Annotated in this window: 13 protein-coding genes and 1 pseudogene; 7 read left to right on the forward strand and 7 right to left on the reverse strand. The window is 64.4% G+C overall.

Annotated features, from left to right (window positions below):
- Positions 1-6 precede the first annotated feature (6 nt).
- From glgB to treY, 5 genes are all read left to right on the forward strand, one after another.
- Positions 7-2,220 carry a 1,4-alpha-glucan branching protein GlgB gene (gene glgB / locus AB1286_RS30610; protein ID WP_430367370.1) on the forward strand — a complete coding sequence of 738 codons (2,214 nt, stop codon included), beginning with the start codon at positions 7-9 and terminating at the stop codon, positions 2,218-2,220.
- 78 nt (positions 2,221-2,298) lie between these two features.
- Positions 2,299-4,440: a glycogen debranching protein GlgX gene (gene glgX, locus AB1286_RS30615; RefSeq protein WP_430366936.1), complete on the forward strand. Its 2,142-nt coding sequence runs from the start codon at positions 2,299-2,301 to the stop codon at positions 4,438-4,440.
- 40 nt (positions 4,441-4,480) lie between these two features.
- The gene (treZ, locus tag AB1286_RS30620) at positions 4,481-6,391 is read left to right on the forward strand and encodes a malto-oligosyltrehalose trehalohydrolase (RefSeq protein WP_430366937.1); all 1,911 of its coding nucleotides are present in this window, start codon (positions 4,481-4,483) and stop codon (positions 6,389-6,391) included.
- Positions 6,388-8,646: a 4-alpha-glucanotransferase gene (malQ, locus tag AB1286_RS30625; RefSeq protein WP_430366938.1), complete on the forward strand. Its 2,259-nt coding sequence runs from the start codon at positions 6,388-6,390 to the stop codon at positions 8,644-8,646. The genes treZ and malQ overlap by 4 nt, the downstream gene beginning before the upstream one ends.
- Positions 8,643-11,615 carry a malto-oligosyltrehalose synthase gene (treY, locus tag AB1286_RS30630; RefSeq protein ID WP_430366939.1) on the forward strand — a complete coding sequence of 991 codons (2,973 nt, stop codon included), beginning with the start codon at positions 8,643-8,645 and terminating at the stop codon, positions 11,613-11,615. The genes malQ and treY overlap by 4 nt, the downstream gene beginning before the upstream one ends.
- A 53-nt stretch (positions 11,616-11,668) precedes the next feature.
- On the opposite strand, the gene AB1286_RS30635 is transcribed toward treY, so the two are convergent.
- The gene (locus AB1286_RS30635; protein ID WP_430366940.1) at positions 11,669-12,439 is read right to left on the reverse strand and encodes a sensor histidine kinase; all 771 of its coding nucleotides are present in this window, start codon (positions 12,437-12,439) and stop codon (positions 11,669-11,671) included.
- Between the two features lie 188 nt (positions 12,440-12,627).
- Between AB1286_RS30635 and AB1286_RS30640 the strand changes: the two genes are divergently transcribed.
- Both AB1286_RS30640 and AB1286_RS30645 read left to right on the forward strand, forming a co-directional pair.
- Positions 12,628-12,969, forward strand: a complete 342-nt coding sequence (locus tag AB1286_RS30640) for an FKBP-type peptidyl-prolyl cis-trans isomerase (RefSeq protein ID WP_430366941.1) — start codon at positions 12,628-12,630, stop codon at positions 12,967-12,969.
- Between the two features lie 40 nt (positions 12,970-13,009).
- Positions 13,010-13,804, forward strand: a complete 795-nt coding sequence (locus tag AB1286_RS30645; protein ID WP_430366942.1) for a helix-turn-helix domain-containing protein — start codon at positions 13,010-13,012, stop codon at positions 13,802-13,804.
- 37 nt (positions 13,805-13,841) lie between these two features.
- Here AB1286_RS30645 and AB1286_RS30650 read toward each other — a convergent pair.
- From AB1286_RS30650 to AB1286_RS30675, 6 genes and pseudogenes are all read right to left on the reverse strand, one after another.
- Positions 13,842-15,032 (reverse strand): annotated as a pseudogene (locus AB1286_RS30650) (O-succinylhomoserine sulfhydrylase).
- Positions 15,033-15,367: 335 nt separating this feature from the next.
- Positions 15,368-15,814 (reverse strand): hypothetical protein, encoded by a 447-nt coding sequence (locus AB1286_RS30655; protein ID WP_430366943.1) that lies wholly within the window; start codon positions 15,812-15,814, stop codon positions 15,368-15,370.
- A complete protein-coding gene (locus AB1286_RS30660) occupies positions 15,811-16,107 on the reverse strand; it encodes a helix-turn-helix transcriptional regulator (protein WP_430366944.1) in 297 nt (98 codons plus the stop codon). The genes AB1286_RS30655 and AB1286_RS30660 overlap by 4 nt, the downstream gene beginning before the upstream one ends.
- 709 nt (positions 16,108-16,816) lie before the next feature.
- On the reverse strand, positions 16,817-18,364 hold the full coding sequence (gene purF, locus AB1286_RS30665; protein ID WP_430366945.1) for an amidophosphoribosyltransferase: 1,548 nt from the start codon (positions 18,362-18,364) through the stop codon (positions 16,817-16,819).
- A 60-nt stretch (positions 18,365-18,424) separates the two neighbouring features.
- Positions 18,425-18,919, reverse strand: a complete 495-nt coding sequence (locus AB1286_RS30670; protein WP_430366946.1) for a CvpA family protein — start codon at positions 18,917-18,919, stop codon at positions 18,425-18,427.
- A 7-nt stretch (positions 18,920-18,926) separates the two neighbouring features.
- Entirely contained in the window at positions 18,927-19,793 is an 867-nt protein-coding gene (locus AB1286_RS30675; RefSeq protein WP_430366947.1) for an SPOR domain-containing protein, read from the reverse strand.
- Positions 19,794-19,835: the final 42 nt, after the last annotated feature.

Below are 19,835 nucleotides of genomic sequence, written 5' to 3' on the forward strand. Positions count from 1 at the left end.
AGCGAGATCGCCGATCGCGATCCGGCGGTGGGTATGCACCCCGTCGATATCGATGCGCTCGTCGACGGCCGCCACCCCGATCCCTGCTCGCAACTGGGTCCACACCGCACGACGGCAGGTCATTCCGTCCGTGCGCTCTTGCCCGGCGCTTCGAGCGTCGCCGTCATCTCGCGCGCGAGCGGCGAGTGCATCGGCAAGCTTGCTCAAATCGATGCTCGCGGGCTCTTCGCCGGGCTCGTTGCGCGCGACGAACCCTATCGTCTTCGCATCGATTGGCACGGCGTGGAGCAAGAAGTCGAGGACACCTATTCGTTCGGCGCCGTGTTGTCGGAGGAGGCGCTCTCGCGTCTCGCGCGCGCCGATCCGTATGCCGTGCTCGATTGTCTCGGGTCGCGGCCCTGCACGCAGGGCGACGTCCCGGGCGTACGCTTCGCCGTCTGGGCGCCGAACGCTCGCCGCGTATCGATTGTCGGCGACTTCAACGCGTGGGACGGCCGCCGCCATCCGATGCGGCTGCGCCATGTCGCGGGCGTCTGGGAGCTGTTCATCCCGCGGCTCGCGGCGGGTACGCGCTACAAGTACGAGATCGTCGCACGCGAAGGGCACACGTTGCCGCTCAAAGCCGATCCGTGCGCACTGCAAACGGAGCACACCCCGGCGACGGCATCGATCGTGGCCGATTGGCATGAGATCGAGCAATTCGCATGGACCGACGGCGCATGGATCGCCAATCGCGGGGCGCTGCAAAACGCCCGCGCGCCGATCGCGATCTACGAGGTCCACGCCGAATCTTGGCTCCGCATCGAAGAAGACGGCCGCCGCGGTCTCGATTGGTATGAACTAGCCGATCGCCTCATTCCGTACGCGTTGGGCATGGGCTTTACGCACGTCGAGTTCTTGCCGATCGCCGAGCATCCGTTCGGCGGATCGTGGGGATACCAACCGCTGTCGCCGTTCGCGCCGTCCGCGCGTTTCGGTCCGCCGCAGGGGTTCGCGCATTTCGTCAATCGCGCGCACGAAGCGGGGCTCGGCGTTATCTTGGACTGGGTCAGCGCGCACTTCCCCAACGATGCCCACGGGCTCATCCAATTCGACGGCACGCCGCTATACGAGCATGCGGATCCACGCGAGGGCTATCACCAAGACTGGAACACGATGATCTACAACCTCGGCCGCAACGAGGTCAGCGCGTTCCTAGTCGCGTCGGCGCTTGCGTGGCTGTTGCGGTATCACGTGGACGGACTGCGGGTCGATGCCGTCGCATCGATGCTTTATCGCGATTACTCGCGCGCGGAAGGGCAATGGGTGCCCAACATCTACGGCGGCCGCGAAAACCTCGAATCGATTGCGTTCCTGAAGCGCGTCAATCATGAAGTCAAATACGCGCCCGGGGTGCCCGGCGCGATCACCATCGCCGAAGAATCGACTGCATGGCCCGGCGTCACGGCGCGCCCGGAAGACGGCGGTCTCGGCTTCGACTTCAAATGGAACATGGGTTGGATGCACGACACGCTGCATTACATGCACGAGGACCCGGTGTACCGCCGCTATCACCATCACAACATGACGTTCGGGATGGTCTATGCGTACTCCGAACGCTTCGTGCTGCCGCTTTCGCACGACGAGGTCGTGCACGGCAAGGGCTCGTTGCTCGGCAAAATGCCCGGCGATCGCTGGCAGCAATTCGCCAATTTGCGGGCGTACTTCGCTTTCATGTGGACGCACCCCGGCAAAAAGCTGCTGTTCATGGGCGGCGAACTTGCGCAATACGCAGAATTCAATCACGACGCCTCGCCGCATTGGCATCTGATCGACGATCCGATGCACCACGGCGTGCAATCGCTCGTGCGCGACCTGAACCGGCTCTATGGCGCCGAGCCGGCCCTGCATGCGCTCGATGCGGAGCCCGGCGGGTTCGAGTGGCTCGTCGGCGACGATAGCGCAAACAGCGTATTCGCCTATCGCCGCTGCGACGGGGCGGGGCGCGAAGTGGCGGTCGTCTGCAATTTCACGCCGGTACCGCGCCACGCCTACCGTATCGGCATGCAGCGCCCCGGCTGGTGGAGGGAAGTGCTGAACACCGATGCCGCGGCTTACGGCGGGTCGAACGTGGGCAACAACGGCGGTGTCGTCACCGAGGAAGTGGGAAGCCACGGGAAACCGCAATCGGTCGTGCTCACGCTGCCGCCGCTCGCCACGATCGTGTTGCGCGCGGAGTGAACGCGAGCGTGACGACATCGCTGCGCCGGGCGATTGCCGGCGACGCGCATCGACAAAAACGGATCAGAAGGACGCGGCATGGCGAATTCGTTACCTGATCGACTCGAGCCCGGCGCACCGTATCCGCTCGGTGCGACGTGGGACGGTCTGGGCGTCAATTTCGCCGTGTTCTCGGCCAACGCGCAGCAGATCGACTTGTGCTTGTTCGATCCGGCGGGCCACAAGGAGCTCGCGCGCCTGCCGCTGCCCGAATGTACCGATGAGATCTGGCACGGCTACTTGCCTGGCGCGCATCCGGGCACCGTCTACGGATTACGCGCGCACGGTCCTTACCAGCCGCAGTACGGCCATCGATTCAATCCCGCGAAGTTATTGATCGATCCGTACGCGAAGAAGCTCACGGGGCCCTTCCGCTGGGCCGATGCGCTATTCGGCTACCGCGTGCATTCGAGCCGTCACGATCTGTCGCTCGACAAGCGCGACTCCGCGCCGGCCGTACCGAAATGCGTCGTCATCGACGAAGCGTTCGACTGGTCGCGCGACGTACGCCCCGATGTGCCGTGGTCGGAAACCGTTATTTACGAAGCACACCTGCGCGGCGTATCGATGCTGAACGCCGACATCCGTCAGCACGATCGCGGTACGTTCGCCGCGTTGGCGTCGCCGCGCTTCATCGACCATCTGCATGAACTCGGCATCACGGCGATCGAATTGCTTCCGGTCCACGCGTTCCTCGACGAGCGATTTTTGCTCGAACGCGATTTGACGAACTACTGGGGTTACAACACGGCCGCTTTTTTCGCCCCTCATCCGTCGTACCTGTCTACGCGGCGTTTGAACGAGATGCGCATCGCGGTGCGGCAACTACATGCGTCCGGCATCGAAGTCATTCTCGACGTGGTCTACAACCACACGTGCGAAGGCAACGAGCTCGGACCGACCGTCTCCTGGCGCGGGCTCGACAATGCAAGCTACTACCGGCTCATTCCCGGCGACGAACGGCACTACATCAACGACACGGGCTGCGGCAATACGCTAAACCTTTCGCATCCGCGCGTGCTGCAAATGGTCATCGATTCGCTGCGGTATTGGGTCAACGCGTTTCACATCGACGGATTCCGCTTCGACCTCGGCGTCACGTTAGGGCGAGAGGGGACCGGTTTCGATCCGGGCTCGGGCTTTTTCGACGTCATTCGGCAAGACCCGGTGCTATCGCAGCGCAAGCTGATTTCCGAGCCGTGGGATGTCGGCCCGGGCGGGTATCAAGTGGGACGTCATCCGCCGGGCTTCGCGGAATGGAACGACAAGTTCCGCGATTGCGTGCGGCGGTTTTGGCGCGGCGACACGGGGATGCGTGCCGAACTTGCCGCGCGCATCGCCGGCTCGGCCGAACTGTTCAACCATCGCTTCCGGCGCCCTTGGGCATCGATCAATTACGTGGCCTCCCACGACGGCTTCACGCTCGCCGACGTCGTTTCCTACGAGCACAAGCACAACGAGATGAACGGCGAAAACAACGCCGACGGCCACAACGAAAATTGCAGTGCGAACTGGGGCGTGGAAGGCCCGACCGACAGCGCGGAGATCGCAGCGATACGCGCTCGGGTCGCACGCTCGATGCTTGCGAGTGTGTTCACGTCGCTCGGTACGCCGATGCTTGCGGCCGGCGACGAATTCGGACGCAGCCAGCGAGGCAACAACAACGCGTATTGCCAAGACAACGAACTGTCCTGGCTCGACTGGACGAGTGCCGATTCGAAGGAAGGCCGGGCGTTGATTGCCTTCACCGCGCGTCTGATCGCGCTGCGCCGGCAACATCCGCTGCTGCGCGATACGCGCTTTCTACGCGGCGATACCGACGTCTTGCCCGGCGTGAAGGACGTCGGCTGGTTCGACGAACACGGCGAACCGCTGACGGACGCGGCATGGCAAGCGCCCGACGCACGCGCGCTCACATTGCGCCGCGCAGGCTTGAACCTCGATGGACACACCGAGGTTTTGCTGCTCATGCACAACGGCTCGTATGAGGAACTCACATTCGTCGTACCGGGGCCGGAGCTGGAATGGATTGTGCTCGCGAACAGCACTGACCCCGAAGTTGCAGAGCATGCGCTCGACGGCGGGCAAGTACGGGTCGACGCTCATGGGTTCGTCCTGCTCGCCGCCAAACCGCCGCGAACGAACGGGGCAGCGCCGTCCCAGGACGCCTCTGCCGCGTAAGCGACGTGGGCCCCGCCTTCTCGATCAAGGAGCCGCTGTGATGTCTGATGACAGATCCGATTCGCACGATCGCCGCGCGCATCGGCTGACGTTCGGCGCCGAGTTGATTCGCGCCGGCGCGAACGAAGCGCCGCGCACGCAATTTCGGCTTTGGGCGCCGTCTCGCGCCGCCGTACGCGTCGAATTCGAATATGAGGGAAAAGCGAGTGTCGTCGACATGACCCCGGCCGGTGACGGGTGGTTCGAAGGACAAGCCGAATGCGGCGCCGGCACGCGCTACCGATACCGGCTAGACGGTGACTTGGCCGTCCCGGATCCCGCCTCACGCTTTCAGCCCGACGACGTGCACGGGCCGAGCGAGGTGGTCGATCCGCACGCGTATCGCTGGCAGCAGAGTCAGTGGCGCGGCCGGGCTTGGGAAGAGATGGTCATATACGAATTGCACGTCGGTGCGTTGGGAGGTTATGCGAACGTCGCGCGGCGCCTGCCGCACATCGCGCAGCTAGGTGCGACGGCCATCGAATTGATGCCGCTGAACGATTTTTCGGGTCGACGCAACTGGGGCTACGACGGCGTGCTGCCGTATGCGCCCGATTCGGCCTATGGGCGCCCCGAGGATTTGAAGTCGCTGATCGATCGCGCACACGAATTGGGGCTAGCCGTTCTGATCGATGTCGTCTACAACCACTTCGGACCGGACGGTAACTACCTAGCGCAATATGCGAAAGCGTTTTTCCGCGACGACGTCAAGACGCCGTGGGGTCCCGCGATCGATTTTCGTCGGATGCAAGTGCGTGAATTCTTCTTTCAGAACGCACTGTACTGGTTGCATGAGTACCAATTCGACGGCCTGCGAATCGACGCAGTCCACGCAATCGGCGACGACGGTTGGCTGCGCGAACTCTCCGAGCGTGTGCGCAGATCGACGGAGCCGGGAAGACATATCCATCTCGTGCTCGAAAACGAGCACAACACGGCGAGTCTGTTGCAGACGCACTTCGACGCACAATGGAACGACGACGCGCACAACACGCTGCATGTGCTGCTCACGGGCGAACACGAAGGCTATTACCGCGCCTATTGCGAGCGCCCTATCGCCAAACTCGCGCGCGTGCTCTCGGAGGGCTTCGTTTATCAAGGCGATCCGTCGCCGATCCATGACGGCGCTCCACGCGGCGAACCCAGTGCGGACCTGCCGCCTACGGCGTTCGTCATGTTTTTGCAAAACCACGATCAAATCGGCAATCGCGCGTTCGGCGAACGCCTGCGTACGCTGTGCGCACCGCAGGCGCTGCTCGCCGCGACGGGGCTTGTTTTGCTGTCGCCGCAGATTCCGTTGCTATTCATGGAGGAAGAATTCGGCTCCACGCAGCCATTCCTCTACTTCACCGATTACGCCGGGGAACTTGCCGAGGCCGTGCGCGATGGCCGGCGCCGCGAATTCGCGAAGTTCTCGGCCTTCACGGATCCCGAGCGCCGCGCGCGCATTCCCGATCCCAACGCCGTTCAAACGTTCGCACTGTCGTCGCCGCCCACCGAAGAGGAGCCGAGCACGGCGCGCGGCGAGCGCGAAGCGTGGCTCCACTTCTATCGCTCGGCGCTGGCCGTGCGCGCGAAGCTCATTGCGCCTCGGCTTAAGGGCGCTCGCTCGCTCGGCGTGACGCTGTTGCGCACGACGGTCGGCCATGACGCCAACGCGCTGCTCACGCGCTGGCGGCTAGCGGACGGCGAGACGCTGACCATCGCGCTGAACCTATCTTCCGACACGCTGCCTTTCGACCAACGGCCCGACGGCCGAGTCATCTTCGAAACGCCGCCGCGCGCACGCGATAGCGTCGACGTCTACCGCCTGCCGGGCTATTCGTGTCTCGCTTGGCTGACGGGTGACGTCAACGCGTTCGCGCTATCGCACGACACGCGGCCGCCGATGCCCGGAGGGAACACTCCATGAGCGGACCCGCAACGACCCCGCTCGGCAAGGATGCGATCGAACGGATCGCCGCGCGTGCCGGCTTCGAGGTGCATTGGGAAGATGCGAACAAGCGCACGCACCGGGTGAAGCCGGAAACGCTGGCGACGCTATTGGATGCGCTCGGGCTGCCCTGCGCGACGGCGGACGACGCCCGGCAAACGCTCGCGATGCTCGATGCGCAGCGCGCGGCGCAAACGCTCCCGCCGCTTCTGACGGCGGAGTGCCATCGCGCGACGGCGCTGCCCGTCGCATCGGATCGAACGGGCGCCGCCTATCGAATCGAGCTCGAGAGTGGCGGCACCGTGGAAGGACGTTTGGGTGCGCCCAAGGGCGAATCGGCGCTGCTCGCCCCGATCGCCGAGGCCGGCTATCACACGCTGGAATTGGGCGATCAACGCATTCGTCTCGCCGTCGCCCCGCCGCGCTGCTACACGGTGCAAGACGCCTGTCGCGACGCCGCGGCCGCTGCGAACGGCAGGCCGCCGCGGCGTAGCGATGCCGACGCGCCGCGCGCCGCGTCGATTTGGGGCATCGGCGCGCAACTTTATGGACTGCGCCGCTCAGGCGACGGCGGCATCGGCGACTTCACGGCACTAGCTCAGTTCGCAAGAAGCATTGCAACGCGAGGCGCGGACGCACTGGCGATCAGCCCCACGCACGCCATGTTCAGCGCGGCGCCGGACAAATTCAGCCCTTACGCGCCCTCGTCCCGCTTGTTTTTGAACGTCGGCCATATCGATCCGGCGGCGGCGTTGGGCAGGCAAGCCTTCGAAGCGGCGCTGGACGCGGTATCCGCAAGCGGTACGGCCTCCGCCCATCGGCAATGGGATGCGCTCGAAGCGTTGCCGCTCATCGATTGGCCCGGTGCATTGCAACTGCGGCTTGCAGTACTGCGCGCGCTATACGAGCGGTTTTGCGAGCACGAGCGCGCAGGCGCCACGCCGCTCGCGCGCGAGTTCGAGGCATTTTGTGCGCTTGGCGGGCGTCCGCTCGAGGACCACGCGCGGTTCGAGGCGATCGACGCGATCCAACGCGGCACGCAGGGCATCGGCCACTGGCGCGATTGGCCTGTAGCGCTCAACGACCCGCGCCGCCCCGAGGTCGACGTCTTCGCGCGCGAACACCGCCACGAAGTCGATTTCCACTTGTTCTTGCAGTGGCTCGCCGCCAAGGGAATAGGCGATGCGCAACGCGCGGCCCGCGAAGCCGGCATGGCGATCGGTCTCGTGGCGGATCTCGCCGTCGGTTGCGACGGCGCCGGCAGCCACGCATGGTCGTATCCGGACGACATGCTGCGCGCCGTTTCCGTCGGCGCCCCGCCCGATCTGTTCAACCAAGCCGGTCAAGCGTGGGGCCTCACGACGTTCTCCCCGCGCGCCATGCGCCTGCAAGGCTTCAGCGCGTTCATCGACATGCTGCGCGCGACGTTCGCTCACGGCGGAGGCTTGCGCATCGACCACGTGTTGGGCCTGCAACGTCTGTGGCTCGTGCCGGAAGGCGCCAGCGCGGCCGACGGCGCCTATCTGCGCTATCCGATGACCGATCTGCTGCGGCTCATCGCGCTCGAATCGATGCGCCATCGCGCGATTGTCGTCGGCGAAGACCTCGGCACCGTGCCCGAAGGGTTCCGGGAGCGCCTCGCGCGCCACGGCTTGCTGGGTATCAGCGTGCTGTGGTTCGAGCGTAGCGAAGACGGCGGCAGCTTCAAGCGTCCCGAGCGATGGAGCCGCACCTCGCTCGCGACGACCACGACGCACGACCTGCCCACCGTCGCCGGCTGGTGGAGCGGCCATGACATCGTCTGGCGCGACCGGATCGGCCAGACCGCGGCGCGCGCCGACGGCCGCGATCCCGTTGCATTGGCCAACGCCGAGCGCGCAGCGGACCGCCACGCGTTGTGGCGCGCGTTCCAGCAAGCGGGCGTCGCGGCGTCCGAGGTAGGTGCGCCGCCGAAAGACCAGGCGCCCGTGGACGAAGCGCTCGCTTTCGTCGCCGCGACACCGGCGCCGCTCGCCCTGTATCCGCTCGAGGATCTGCTCGATCTCGCCGAACAACCCAACCTGCCGGGCTCCATCGACGAACACCCGAATTGGCGCCGACGCCTCGCCGCGCCGATCGATGCGCTTTTCGACGGCGGCGCGCTGACGGACCGCTTGCTCTCGTTGTCGAGCAGACGCTCGCCCGCCGCACGCCCTCGCAACGGCCCCGCCTCAAATCCGTCCCGCACGCCATGACCGTACCGCGCTCCACGTTACGCCTTCAGCTACACCGAGAGAACACGTTCGACGACGTGCTCGCCCACGTCGATTACTTCGCTGCGCTCGGCGTGAGCCATCTTTATCTATCGCCGATCACCGCGTCGGTACCGGGCTCGATGCATGGGTACGACACGATCGACTACGCGCGCGTGAATCCCGAACTGGGCGGCGAACCGGGACTCTTGCGTTTGGCCGATGCGGTCCATGCGCGACAGATGGGTCTGATCGCCGATATCGTGCCGAACCACATGGGAATTGCCGGCGGCCACAACGCCTGGTGGCTCGACATTCTCGAATGGGGCCGGCATGCGACCTATGCCCGCTACTTCGATATCGACTGGCATTCGCCCGATCCGGCGCTGCGCGGCAAAGTGCTCGCGCCGTGTCTAGGCGCGCCTTACGGAGAAGAGCTTGCGGCAGGACGTATCGTGCTCGCCTTCGACGCCGGCCAGGGTCGATTCTTCGTGCACTACGGCGAGCATCGATTCCCGATTTGCCCCGTCGACTATCCGTTGATTCTGCGTGGTGCCGCGCATGCGCATCATCCCGAGTTGACGGCGCTTGCCGAACACTTCCAGGGCTTGACGGCTCAGCCCGAACAGCGGACGCATGCGCAAGCCGCGCGCGAGGCGCTGCGCGCCTTCGCCTCGACGCACGGTTCGCAGCCATTCGATGCAGCCCTTGCCGCGTATGCGCCGAACACGGACGCCTCGCGCGAGCGCTTGCATCGACTGCTGGAGCGCCAGTTCTTTCGCCTTGCGTGGTGGCGGACGGCAGCCGACGAAGTGAACTGGCGCCGCTTCTTCGACATCGGCACGCTCGCGGCCATGCGCACCGAGCGCGCCGAGGTATTCGACGCCGTCCACACCCTCGTATTGCGCCTGTTCGCGCAAGGGGTCATAGACGGCGTGCGTGTCGATCACGTCGACGGACTCGTCGATCCGCGCGAGTACTGCCAGCGGCTGCGCGAAAAGCTCGTCGAGCGCGAATCGGAGCGACCGCCGCAGCTCGACGGCTCGCGCCCTTACATCGTCGTCGAAAAAATCCTCGCCCACGGCGAGGCATTGCCGGCCGATTGGGAGGTGGACGGCACCACCGGTTACGACTTCATGAACGACATCGGCGCGCTGCTGCACGATCCGCGCGGCGAAGCGACGCTGACGGCGACCTGGGGCGAGCTTTGCGGATCGGTCGAACCCTATGCCGAACTCGTTTGCCACGCGCGGCACAAGATTCTTGTGGAGAACTTGTCGGCCGAACTCGATCGGGCCGCGCGCGGCATTCATCGGATCGCGCGCGAACAGCCTGCCAGTCGCGATTTCACTTACACGTCGATCCGCCGCGCGCTGGCCGAATTGGCCGCGCACTTTCCCGTCTACCGGATGTACCCGCTGGGCGGGGAGCGCACGAGTGCCGACGAGGCCTATTTCCGTCAAGCGCTCGATGGCGCGCGGCGCTCGCTCCCGCGTGGGGACCATGCGGTGCTCGCATTTCTAGCCGCAACCTTGAGCGCTGACAGCCGTGCGGGCGAATCGAACGGGACCGGCAATGCGCTTGCGCACCGCGAGCGGCGCACGGCCGCGACGCTCTTCGCTCAGGTCACCGCCCCGTTAGCGGCGAAGGCGCTCGAAGACACCGTTTTCTATCGTTATGGACGCTTGCTTTCGCGCAATGAAGTGGGCGCCGATCCCGGCGAGTTCGCGCTCGACGTCGATGCGTTTCACGCGGCCAACCTCGAACGCGCGCGCCGCTTTCCGCATGCGCTGATCGCGACGGCCACACACGACCATAAGCGCGGCGAGGACGTGCGCGCCCGGCTTGCCGTACTGAGCGAAATCGCCGACGAATGGAGCGCCACGCTGCGCGCCTGGTCGACGCTGAACGCACCGCACCGCCGTGCGTTCGATTCGGCGGACGAAATCGCCCAGCCTAGGAACGGCAATGCCCAGAACGTGACGGCGCCGACCGAGGACAATCCCCTGTCCCAAATACCGACGGCCGCCTCCACCGCGCCGGCCGGACTCGCGATGGCCTGCACGCCGCTGCCGGGGCCGATACCGGACTGGGCGCCGGGTCCGGCGGCCGAGGCCATGCTTTATCAAACGCTGGTCGGAGCGTGGCCCTATGAACTGGACTACACGGATACGCAGGGCGTACACGCACTCGCCGAGCGCATTGCCGTGTGGCAACTGAAGGCGTCGCGCGAAGCCAAACTGCAAACGAGCTGGCATGCCAACGACGAAGCCTATGAAGCGGCGTCGCGCGCGTTTGTTTTCGACATCTTGGCGCCGCAGCGGCGCGACGGCTTCCTGCGCGAGCTTTCCGCGTTCGTCGGCCGCATCGCGCGCGCCGGGGCGATCAACAGCTTATCGCAGACGCTTTTACGGACAACGTGTCCCGGCGTGCCCGACTTGTACCAGGGCACCGAACTCTGGGACTTCAGCCTCGTCGATCCCGACAACCGGCGACCCGTCGATTTCGGCGAGCGCCGGGGCCGGCTCGTCGATACGCCGCCCAGCGAGCAGTTGGAAAACTGGCGCGACGGCCGCATCAAGCTCGGCATCGTCCATCGAGCACTGACGCTGCGCGCCGTGTCTCCCGCGCTGTTTCTCGAAGGCTCGTATATTCCTTTGACCGTATCGGGCCCTCGCGCGCGCCATGCGATCGCGTTCGCGCGCCAGCATGGGGATGCCTATGCGATCGTCATCGCGACCCGGCTCGCTTCGTCGTTGCTGTCCGACGAGCGCGACGTCCCGCTCGTCGATCCGGCGCAATGGGAAGACACGTCGATTGCGCTGCCCTCGGCGCTGGCCGGACGCGCGCTCTTCGACTGCTTAAGTCCCGCCGCGCCGAAAGCCGACGCCGCGGGCAAGCTCTATCTGCGCGACGCGTTGAGTGCGTTGCCCGTGGCGCTGCTCGTGGAAGAAGGTGTGCCGCGCGACTAAATCGCGCCGGCTACGCGGGAGCGGGCGGACCCGCCCCGCGCCAATTGATTGGACTATTGAGCAGACAGCGGTACGCGCAAAACGAGGGTGCTCGGCTCGCCGTCGTTCGCTGCACCTTGCTCGAACGTACCGCCGTGCGCCGATGCGACGCGCTGCACCAGCGCGAGCACCCAAGCGATACGTCCGGCTTCGCGCGGGACCATCGCCTGGGTCCGCGCAAACGGTTCCAGCGCATGTGGCGAATCCGCGTCGGCCAGCGCGGCGAAACTCGGCGTAAAGGCCACTTCGGTGCGCCAGAATCCTGCATCCAATGCCGCCTTCAGCGTCACCGCGCTGCCCGGGGCGCTCGCTTCCGACGCAAATACGAGCATCGTCCAAAGCGCCTGTGCGAGACGTTCGCCATCGCCGTCGCATCGTTCGGCATCCAGCGCGGACTCCAGATGCACCGTCGTGCCGCGGGCGTCCAAGAGCGCGCGACGCGCATCGTCCAGCGCCCGTTCCAGTGCGGCGCGAATAGGAAACGCCTCGCGCGCGAGCGGCAGCGATTTAGTTTCGGCGCGGGTCTTGTCGACCGCGTCTTCCAGCAGCTTGACCTGCTGCTCGACGCCCGAGCGAATACCGGCCAGGGCGCGCTGGGCCGACGCGTCGCCGGCGTCCAATTTGCGTTCGAGTACGTACGCCCAGCTATGAATGGCGTTCAGCGGGCTGCGGAGGTCGTGCGATACGAGGGACAATACATGGTCGCGCATGAAGAGCGCGACTTCCGCCCGCAGATGAGCGAGACGTTCGTCGGATGCGGATGCGGCGCTGGGAAACGTCAACACGGTCGGCCTCTCGAAAAGTCGCTTGGCTGCCCCGGCCGTCTCGCCGCAACGCGTCGGCGGAAGTCGCCTCGCGCTTGTGCGACGGGCCGGTGACGCCATAAGCATGTTGAGTAGACGAACATTATAGGCACCCCGGCGGGTGCAGCGCCTACAATGACGGTTTCTTCTGAAAAGGGAGCGTAACAATCATGACAATCGTCACGACCGATTCGGGTTTGAAGTACGAAGACTTGACCGAAGGCACGGGCGCCGAAGCGAAGGCCGGAACGACCGTTTCCGTCCATTACACGGGCTGGCTTACCGACGGCCAGAAGTTCGACTCCAGCAAGGATCGTAACGATCCGTTCGCCTTCGTGCTCGGTGGCGGCATGGTCATCAAGGGCTGGGACGAGGGTGTGCAGGGGATGAAGGTCGGCGGCGTGCGGCGTCTGACGATTCCGCCGCAACTCGGCTACGGCGTGCGCGGTGCCGGTGGCGTCATTCCGCCGAACGCGACGCTCGTATTCGAAGTCGAATTGCTGCAAGCATAAACCCGTCTCGATTGCCGTCGAGTAAGGGTAGAGCACGACCATGCACGAGCACGAGATCGCTTCACCGGCGTTGTCGCTGCGCCGCTACGGCGCCGTGAGCGCCTGCGACGTGCACGCGTTTCACCAGATCGTGCTCGGCGTGGACGGCGCGATGGAGATGGCCGTCGACGGTGTCGGCCATCGCATCGATGCGCGCCACGCTTGGCTGATTCCCGCGGGTGCGCGTCACGAATATTCGGGTGTCGGCGAAAACCGCCAACTCGTGCTTGACGTACCCTGTGCGTCGCTGGCATTGCCGGAGCGCTTCTTCTCGCGCTCGGTGCCGCTCACGATGAACGACGCGCTCGTCGGCGTGGTGCACGAAGCCGCCGCGTATGCCGGAGATGCCGATCTCGCGGCCGGCGGGACGTCACCGTCGCACGCGGCGCATCTAGCGCGACGCTTGGCGTGGGATACGGCGGCACGCTTGGCCGCCTTTCTCGGCGATAGCATGGGGATCGAAGCGCCGGCGTCCGGCCTCGATTACGCGCGCATCGACAAATGGTTGCGCGCGCATCTATCGGAACCGCTGCGAGTGGCCGATCTTGCCACGCACTGCGGCTTCGGCGAGCGCCGGTTTCATCAGTTGTTCGACGAGGCGTTCGGCGCGACGCCCCACCGCTATCTGCAACGTCTGCGTCTGGATACGGCGCTGACGCTACTTTCCGATTCGCGCCTGACGTTGACCGATATCGCGTTGACGGTGGGCTTTGCCGATCAAAGCGCCTTCACCCACGCCTTCACGCGCCGCTTCGGGCTTGCGCCGGGACAGTGGCGCGCGATGCGCATGCATTGAAGCGGCGGGAAGACGAAGGCAAGACGCGGGCCGAGGTCTAGCCCTGCAAGCCGCGCCCGAGATCGGCACAAATATCGCCGGCGTCCTCGAGACCGATCGCCATCCGCAGCAGCGCCTCGGTAATTCCGGCGGCGGCGCGTGCTTCCGGCGTAATCCGGCTGTGCGTGGTCGTCGCCGGATGCGTAATCGTCGTGCGCGTATCGCCGAGGTTGGCCGTAATCGAGCAGAGCTTGGTCCCGTCGATCACGCGCCAGGCATTGGCGCGCTGCTCCTCCGGCGTATCGCCCAGCACCTCGAACGCTAGGACCGAGCCGCCCGAACGTTGCTGGCGTTGCGCAAGCGCATATTGCGGATGCGATTCGAGCCCCGGGTAGAACACGCGCTTGACGGCGCGATTCGATTCGAGCCAACGCGCAACGGCCAATGCGCTCGCCGACTGCCGCTCGGCACGCAACGAGAGCGTCTCCAGCCCCTTCAACAACACCCACGCATTGAACGCCGAAAGCGTCGGTCCCGCCGTACGCACGAACGGGAACACCGTCTCCATGATGAACTTGCGCGCTCCGACGAGCGCCCCGCCCAATACGCGCCCTTGACCATCGATGAGCTTCGTTGCCGAATGCATGACGACATCGGCGCCGAGCTTCAAAGGCTGTTGCACGGCCGGGCTGCAAAACGAGTTGTCGACGACGAACAAGGCTCCGGCGTCTTTCGCGATCTTGCCGATCGCTTCGATATCGCACAGCTCGGTCAACGGATTGGACGGCGTCTCGACGAAGAAGATTTTCGTTTCGGGACGCACCGCTTGCCGCCATGCATCGAGATCGTTCGGATCGACGTACGTCGTAGTGACGCCGAAGCGCGCGAAGATCTGCGAGAACATGCCGAGCGTCGAGCCGAACAATGCACGCGAGCTGACGATATGGTCGCCGGCCTACGTCGCCGCCATCACGACCGACAAAATCGCGCTCATACCCGATGCAGTCGCAATGCACGCCTCGCCGCCCTCGAGCGCCGCCAGACGCTCTTGGAACATGGTGACGGTGGGGTTCGTGAAGCGCGAATAGGTGTAGTAGTCCTCGGAATGCTTAAAGCGCTCGGCCGCTTCGGCGGCGCTTGTAAAGCAAAAGCTCGAAGTCAGAAAGAGCGCTTCCGAGTGCTCGTTGTATTCGGTGCGCACCGTGCCCGAGCGCACCGCAAGCGTATCGAAGCTCAAAGAGTCGTCCATGGTCCTGATGCCCTATGCCTTAGGCGTTCGACGCCGTTTCCCAAGACTGTCCGCCGTATAAACGACGGGCAGCAAAAAGCCCGCTTCGCGTCGGCAAAAGCGGGCTTCGTATGCGGGGCCGGTTCGGCGTCGGACGGCGTAGCGCCGTCTTTCGCTTTAGCTGTTTCGGGTTGCCCCGCGTCCGCAAGCTGAATTCAAATCGACGCTGAACGGCATGGTAGCACGGCTAACGGATCCGAATCGTGCAGCAAGCCGTGCGTGCTGGAATTTATGGCAGAAGCGCTATTAGAAACACTATCCGGCACGCCGCAATCCGTCGCATCTCGACAGTCGTGCTAAACGGCTAGCGCCGCTTGATCCATCAGTCTCACGAAAAGCTTCCCGGCCGAGAGTTCTTCTCCATCGCAAATAACGACGGCATCGATCACCTTAGGACGTTCAACTACAAACGGCTGGAGAAACGCGTTTGCGCCGATTGAGAGACTTTTCGGACGCTCTTCACCAAAGTCACGGTCGACCATCGACTTCTGGCCCGCTTGTAGTTCCTCAGACGGAACCTCGTGCCGAACTAAGACCGTTGCCCCTTCTCGAACCTCAAACGCGAGCGTTACCATGGGTTGGTCGATGGGGGTGCGGACGAATATGACTACAGCGAGTTTGGGAAGCATCGTCGGCATTGCCGGCACCAGCAACTCTCCCCCATATATCCCCATTAGCGAAGTCTTGTTGCCTATCTCGACCCGAACGTCATCACAAAAGTGGCAATAGGCAACGCGCTTCATTGCACTTCCACGATTTGGGTTGATGACTGCTCGATCAGTCCGCGCAACGAATCCAGCGTGATGCTGAGCGCATCAGCCAGTTGCGTCGCAGTTGAAAATTGAATTTGCACTTTCCCTGCTTCAATCTTCGCGATGTGGGACTGGCTTGTGCCGATAGCTTCAGCGAGTTTGGCTTGCGAGAGGCCCGCTTGGAGGCGAGCCGCCGCGATCGAATTGGGTTTTGAAGCAAACATCGACCGTGCAACTCGACCTCTCGCTGCTGCCATCCTTTCCTGAAAGGCCGGATCGCGCATTTCGCGTCGTTGGATCAGCGACCGCGGGCTGCGCGGCGAGGTTGTATCCGTAGCAGCATCGTCATTGCGCGCGCCTACCACCTTGACTTGCAGACCCGACCCCGGAGCCGATGCAGACGCAATGCTAGTGCCGGATTGCAAGACCGAGACCCTCGTAGTCGCGGCGCACCCGATGGGTAATAGGATGGTCAAGTTCATAGTCGTAGGCTTGGTCTCGAAGTTCGGGCGGAGTGTCCTTCGTACGTTCCTTGAATTTGGGGTGTGCCTCACACATAGCGAGCGCATCCGGGAGAGGACGCATTTTATACCGGGCCACAGCCCGGGCCACCGGCCCCGTTCCACACCAAGACTCGCGGAGACTTCCTCATTTTGGGATGGAAGGCGGACTACAAAAACGGGGGGCAGCGGCGAGGGAGAGTAGTCGCAGCAAGTGCGCCTGGACGGCGGCCCTTGCTGATGACATTAGGCAGAACGACGCAGTGCCAAGCGCACACTGCTGCGCCCGGGAATTACCGAAAGCGACATTCCGTTGGACTTCAAGATTGATACCGCCAGTATTCCGAGCGAACCGGCAGGAAGGACAAGGGTCCGTACTACAACGCGGCAACTAAGTGGACCGGTGATGCAAGGATCCTTCCGATTACTGCTAGAAAGTACCCAATGCACCTGCCGGTACCTTGACGTATTCGCTTCCTCGCCGCGTTAGCCGTCACTCCACCGACAGTTGCAAATGCAGCTGCGAGCGCGTCACGCTGCCGTCCACCGCATCGCCGGCCGAATCGCGTTCCGACTGCGATTGCGGGGAAAGCCGCGCGCGCTCGATCGCATCGAGGTACTCGGTCGTGATATCGCCCGTGATGTAATCGCCGTCGAAGCACGAGGCTTCGAAATGCGACAGCGCGGGGTTGATATCGTTGACGGCTTGCTTGAGCGCGTCGACATCCTGATACACGAGGTGATCGGCGCCGATGATCTTGGCGACATCCTCGTCCGAGCGGCCGTGCGCGACCAACTCGCTACGCGTCGGCATATCGATCCCATAGACGTTCGGGAATTTCACGGGCGGCGCCGCCGACGCGAAGATCACGCTCTTGGCCCCGGCATCGCGCGCCATCTGCACGATCTCGTGCGAGGTCGTGCCGCGCACGATCGAATCGTCGACGATCAGCACGTTCTTATCCTTGAACTCGATCGTCATCGCATTGAGCTTCTGGCGCACCGACTTCTTGCGCACCGCCTGGCCCGGCATGATGAACGTGCGGCCGACGTAACGGTTCTTGAAGAACCCTTCCCGGTACTCGACACCCAGTTTCGCAGCCACCTGCATCGCCGCCGGACGCGACGAATCGGGAATCGGCATGACGACGTCGATCGGCACGCCGGGCAACACGCGCTTGATCTTCTCGGCCAGATAGTCGCCCATGCGCAGACGCACGTTGTAGACCGATACGCCGTCGAGTACCGAATCGGGACGCGCGAGATAGACGTATTCGAAGATGCAGGGGTTCAGGCTCGGCGTGTCCGAACACTGCTGGCTATGCAGATGCCCTTCGTTATCGATGAAGATCGCTTCGCCGGGCGCCACGTCGCGAACGAATTCGAATCCGATGCCTTCGACCGCCACCGATTCCGACGCAACGATCCACTCCACGCCTTGCTCGGTTTCATGCTTACCGATGCAAAGCGGGCGAATGCCGAACGGATCGCGGAAGGCGAGCAGCCCGTAACCGGCGATCAGCGAGACGATCGCATACGAGCCGCGCACGCGGCGATGCACGCCGGCGACGGCCTTGAACACCGTACCCGGGTCGAGTTGCAATCCCGAACTCGCCAATTGCATCTCGTGCGCCAATACGTTGAGCAGCACCTCGGTATCCGAGTTCGTGTTCACGTGGCGACGATCGATGCGGAACATCTCGTCTTTCAGCTGCTGCCAGTTCGTCAGATTGCCGTTATGCGCGAGGATGATGCCGAAGGGCGCGTTCACGTAGAACGGCTGCGCTTCCTCCTCGCTCGATGCCGAACCGGCCGTCGGATAGCGCACTTGGCCGATACCCGCGGTGCCGGGCAAGCTGCGCATGTTGCGCGTGCGAAACACGTCGCGCACCATGCCGTTGGCCTTGTACATGTGGAACGTACTGCCGTTCGCCGTCGCGATGCCGGCTGCGTCCTGGCCACGATGCTGCAACAGCAAGAGGCTGTCGTAAATCAGCTGATTGACCGGGGAATGGGAGACTACGCCTACGATGCCGCACATGGCAGGGTCCTTCAAAGATACGAAAACATTGGCGCCGGCCCATTAGCCGGCGCAAGCGCCTCACACGCGAACGTACGCCGCGAGCGCCGGAGGTAGCAGGGGCTTCAGCTCGCGCACGCCTTGTTCGGCATAGGGCCGCAACAGCGCCTTGCGCCAAAACTCTTGCTTCGGCAACTCGGTCAGCCCCGCCAGCGCGACCAGCAACAGCACGAGTACGGCGCCGCGCACGATGCCAAACAGCAAGCCGAGAGACCGATCCACACCGCCTAGGCCGGTCACGGCGACGAGCCGCGCAATCAACGCGTTGGCCACGCTCGCCACGAGCACGACCCCGACCATGATCACCGCAAACGCGAGCAGCCATTGCGTCAGCGCACCGCCGGGCCAGTCGCTTGGAATATAGGGCACCAGGAGCTGTACATAGTGGCAGGCAACAAAAAAAGCAACCACCCAGCCGATCAAACCGAAAATTTCCGACAAGATGCCGCGCCACGCCCCGCGCAGCGCCGATAAACCGATCACGGCCAGCGCCGCATAATCGAATGCCGTCAGCATCGCGCCGTCACTGTCCGGCGTTGGCGGCGTTCGCCGTCAAGCCTGCATCGCGAACCTTGGCGATCGCGGCGGACGCTGCCGCGCGATCGGCGAACGGACCGGCGCGCAACAACGCGCGCGTCTTGCCGTCGGCCTGCTTGCGATGCTCGATATAAGCCGGCACGCCCGCCGCCTTGAGCTTCGTTTCCCAGGCACGCGCGCTCGCATCGTCGGAGAACACGCCCAGTTGCACCGCAAAGCGCGCACCCGCCGGCGCCGCCGGCGTACCGGAGTCGGCCTCAGCTGGGCTCGGCGCGGGTACGGCTACGGGCTTGGCCGATTGTGCGGCTTGAGCGGCGTTCGAGCGCGTGGCGGCTGTCGACGAAGCGCCGGACGGAGCCGGCTTCGACTTCGATTGCGCTTGGGTTTGAGCTTGATTGGATTTGGCCGGTGCGGCGGGGGCGGATGCAATGCCGGCGGCAGCGGAACTCGAACCCGCTTCGGCATCGCTTGCGTCGGCGCGATCGGGTGCGACGCCGGCTTGCGTGTCCGCATCGCGATCGTCGCTCGCCCGCGACGGCACCGTCGCCGGACGGTTCGGGATGTCGATGGCGATATCGTCGGTGACGGGTTTGGGATGCGAATCGAGCACCATCGGCAAGATGACGATCGCGGCAAGCACGAGCGCAATCGCGCCGACGAGCCGCCGGCGCGCCCGCTGCTTTTCGGGCAACGTCGGATCTAGCAGCATCGCGTCGGCATCGCCCGCGCGCTCGCTGCGACGGCTACGTCGCGTCTCGCGCCCTTCGAACGCGGCCCCGCTGTGCGCGGGTTTAGCGGCGGCGCCCCGCCGGCGCGGTGCGTCGTCTTTCTTGCCGAACGAAAAAAATCCCATGAATCGCTGAGTTCGAGGGGGTGGCCCGTCTGGCACGCATCG

Origin of the sequence: Trinickia sp. NRRL B-1857, from assembly GCF_050470685.1 — a bacterium.
In the GTDB taxonomy this organism is placed as follows: Bacteria; Pseudomonadota; Gammaproteobacteria; order Burkholderiales; family Burkholderiaceae; genus Trinickia.

What these genes read in the sequence shown, in the direction of transcription:
- AB1286_RS30640 (WP_430366941.1), top strand. Translation starts at nt 12,628, where the DNA reads ATGACAATCGTCACGACCGATTCGGGTTTGAAGTACGAAGACTTGACC.
- AB1286_RS30655 (WP_430366943.1), bottom strand. Translation starts at nt 15,814, where the DNA reads ATGAAGCGCGTTGCCTATTGCCACTTTTGTGATGACGTTCGGGTCGAG.
- AB1286_RS30660 (WP_430366944.1), bottom strand. Translation starts at nt 16,107, where the DNA reads ATGCGCGATCCGGCCTTTCAGGAAAGGATGGCAGCAGCGAGAGGTCGA.
- treY (WP_430366939.1), top strand. Translation starts at nt 8,643, where the DNA reads ATGACCGTACCGCGCTCCACGTTACGCCTTCAGCTACACCGAGAGAAC.
- glgX (WP_430366936.1), top strand. Translation starts at nt 2,299, where the DNA reads ATGGCGAATTCGTTACCTGATCGACTCGAGCCCGGCGCACCGTATCCG.
- AB1286_RS30645 (WP_430366942.1), top strand. Translation starts at nt 13,010, where the DNA reads ATGCACGAGCACGAGATCGCTTCACCGGCGTTGTCGCTGCGCCGCTAC.
- malQ (WP_430366938.1), top strand. Translation starts at nt 6,388, where the DNA reads ATGAGCGGACCCGCAACGACCCCGCTCGGCAAGGATGCGATCGAACGG.
- treZ (WP_430366937.1), top strand. Translation starts at nt 4,481, where the DNA reads ATGTCTGATGACAGATCCGATTCGCACGATCGCCGCGCGCATCGGCTG.
- AB1286_RS30670 (WP_430366946.1), bottom strand. Translation starts at nt 18,919, where the DNA reads ATGCTGACGGCATTCGATTATGCGGCGCTGGCCGTGATCGGTTTATCG.
- AB1286_RS30675 (WP_430366947.1), bottom strand. Translation starts at nt 19,793, where the DNA reads ATGGGATTTTTTTCGTTCGGCAAGAAAGACGACGCACCGCGCCGGCGG.
- purF (WP_430366945.1), bottom strand. Translation starts at nt 18,364, where the DNA reads ATGTGCGGCATCGTAGGCGTAGTCTCCCATTCCCCGGTCAATCAGCTG.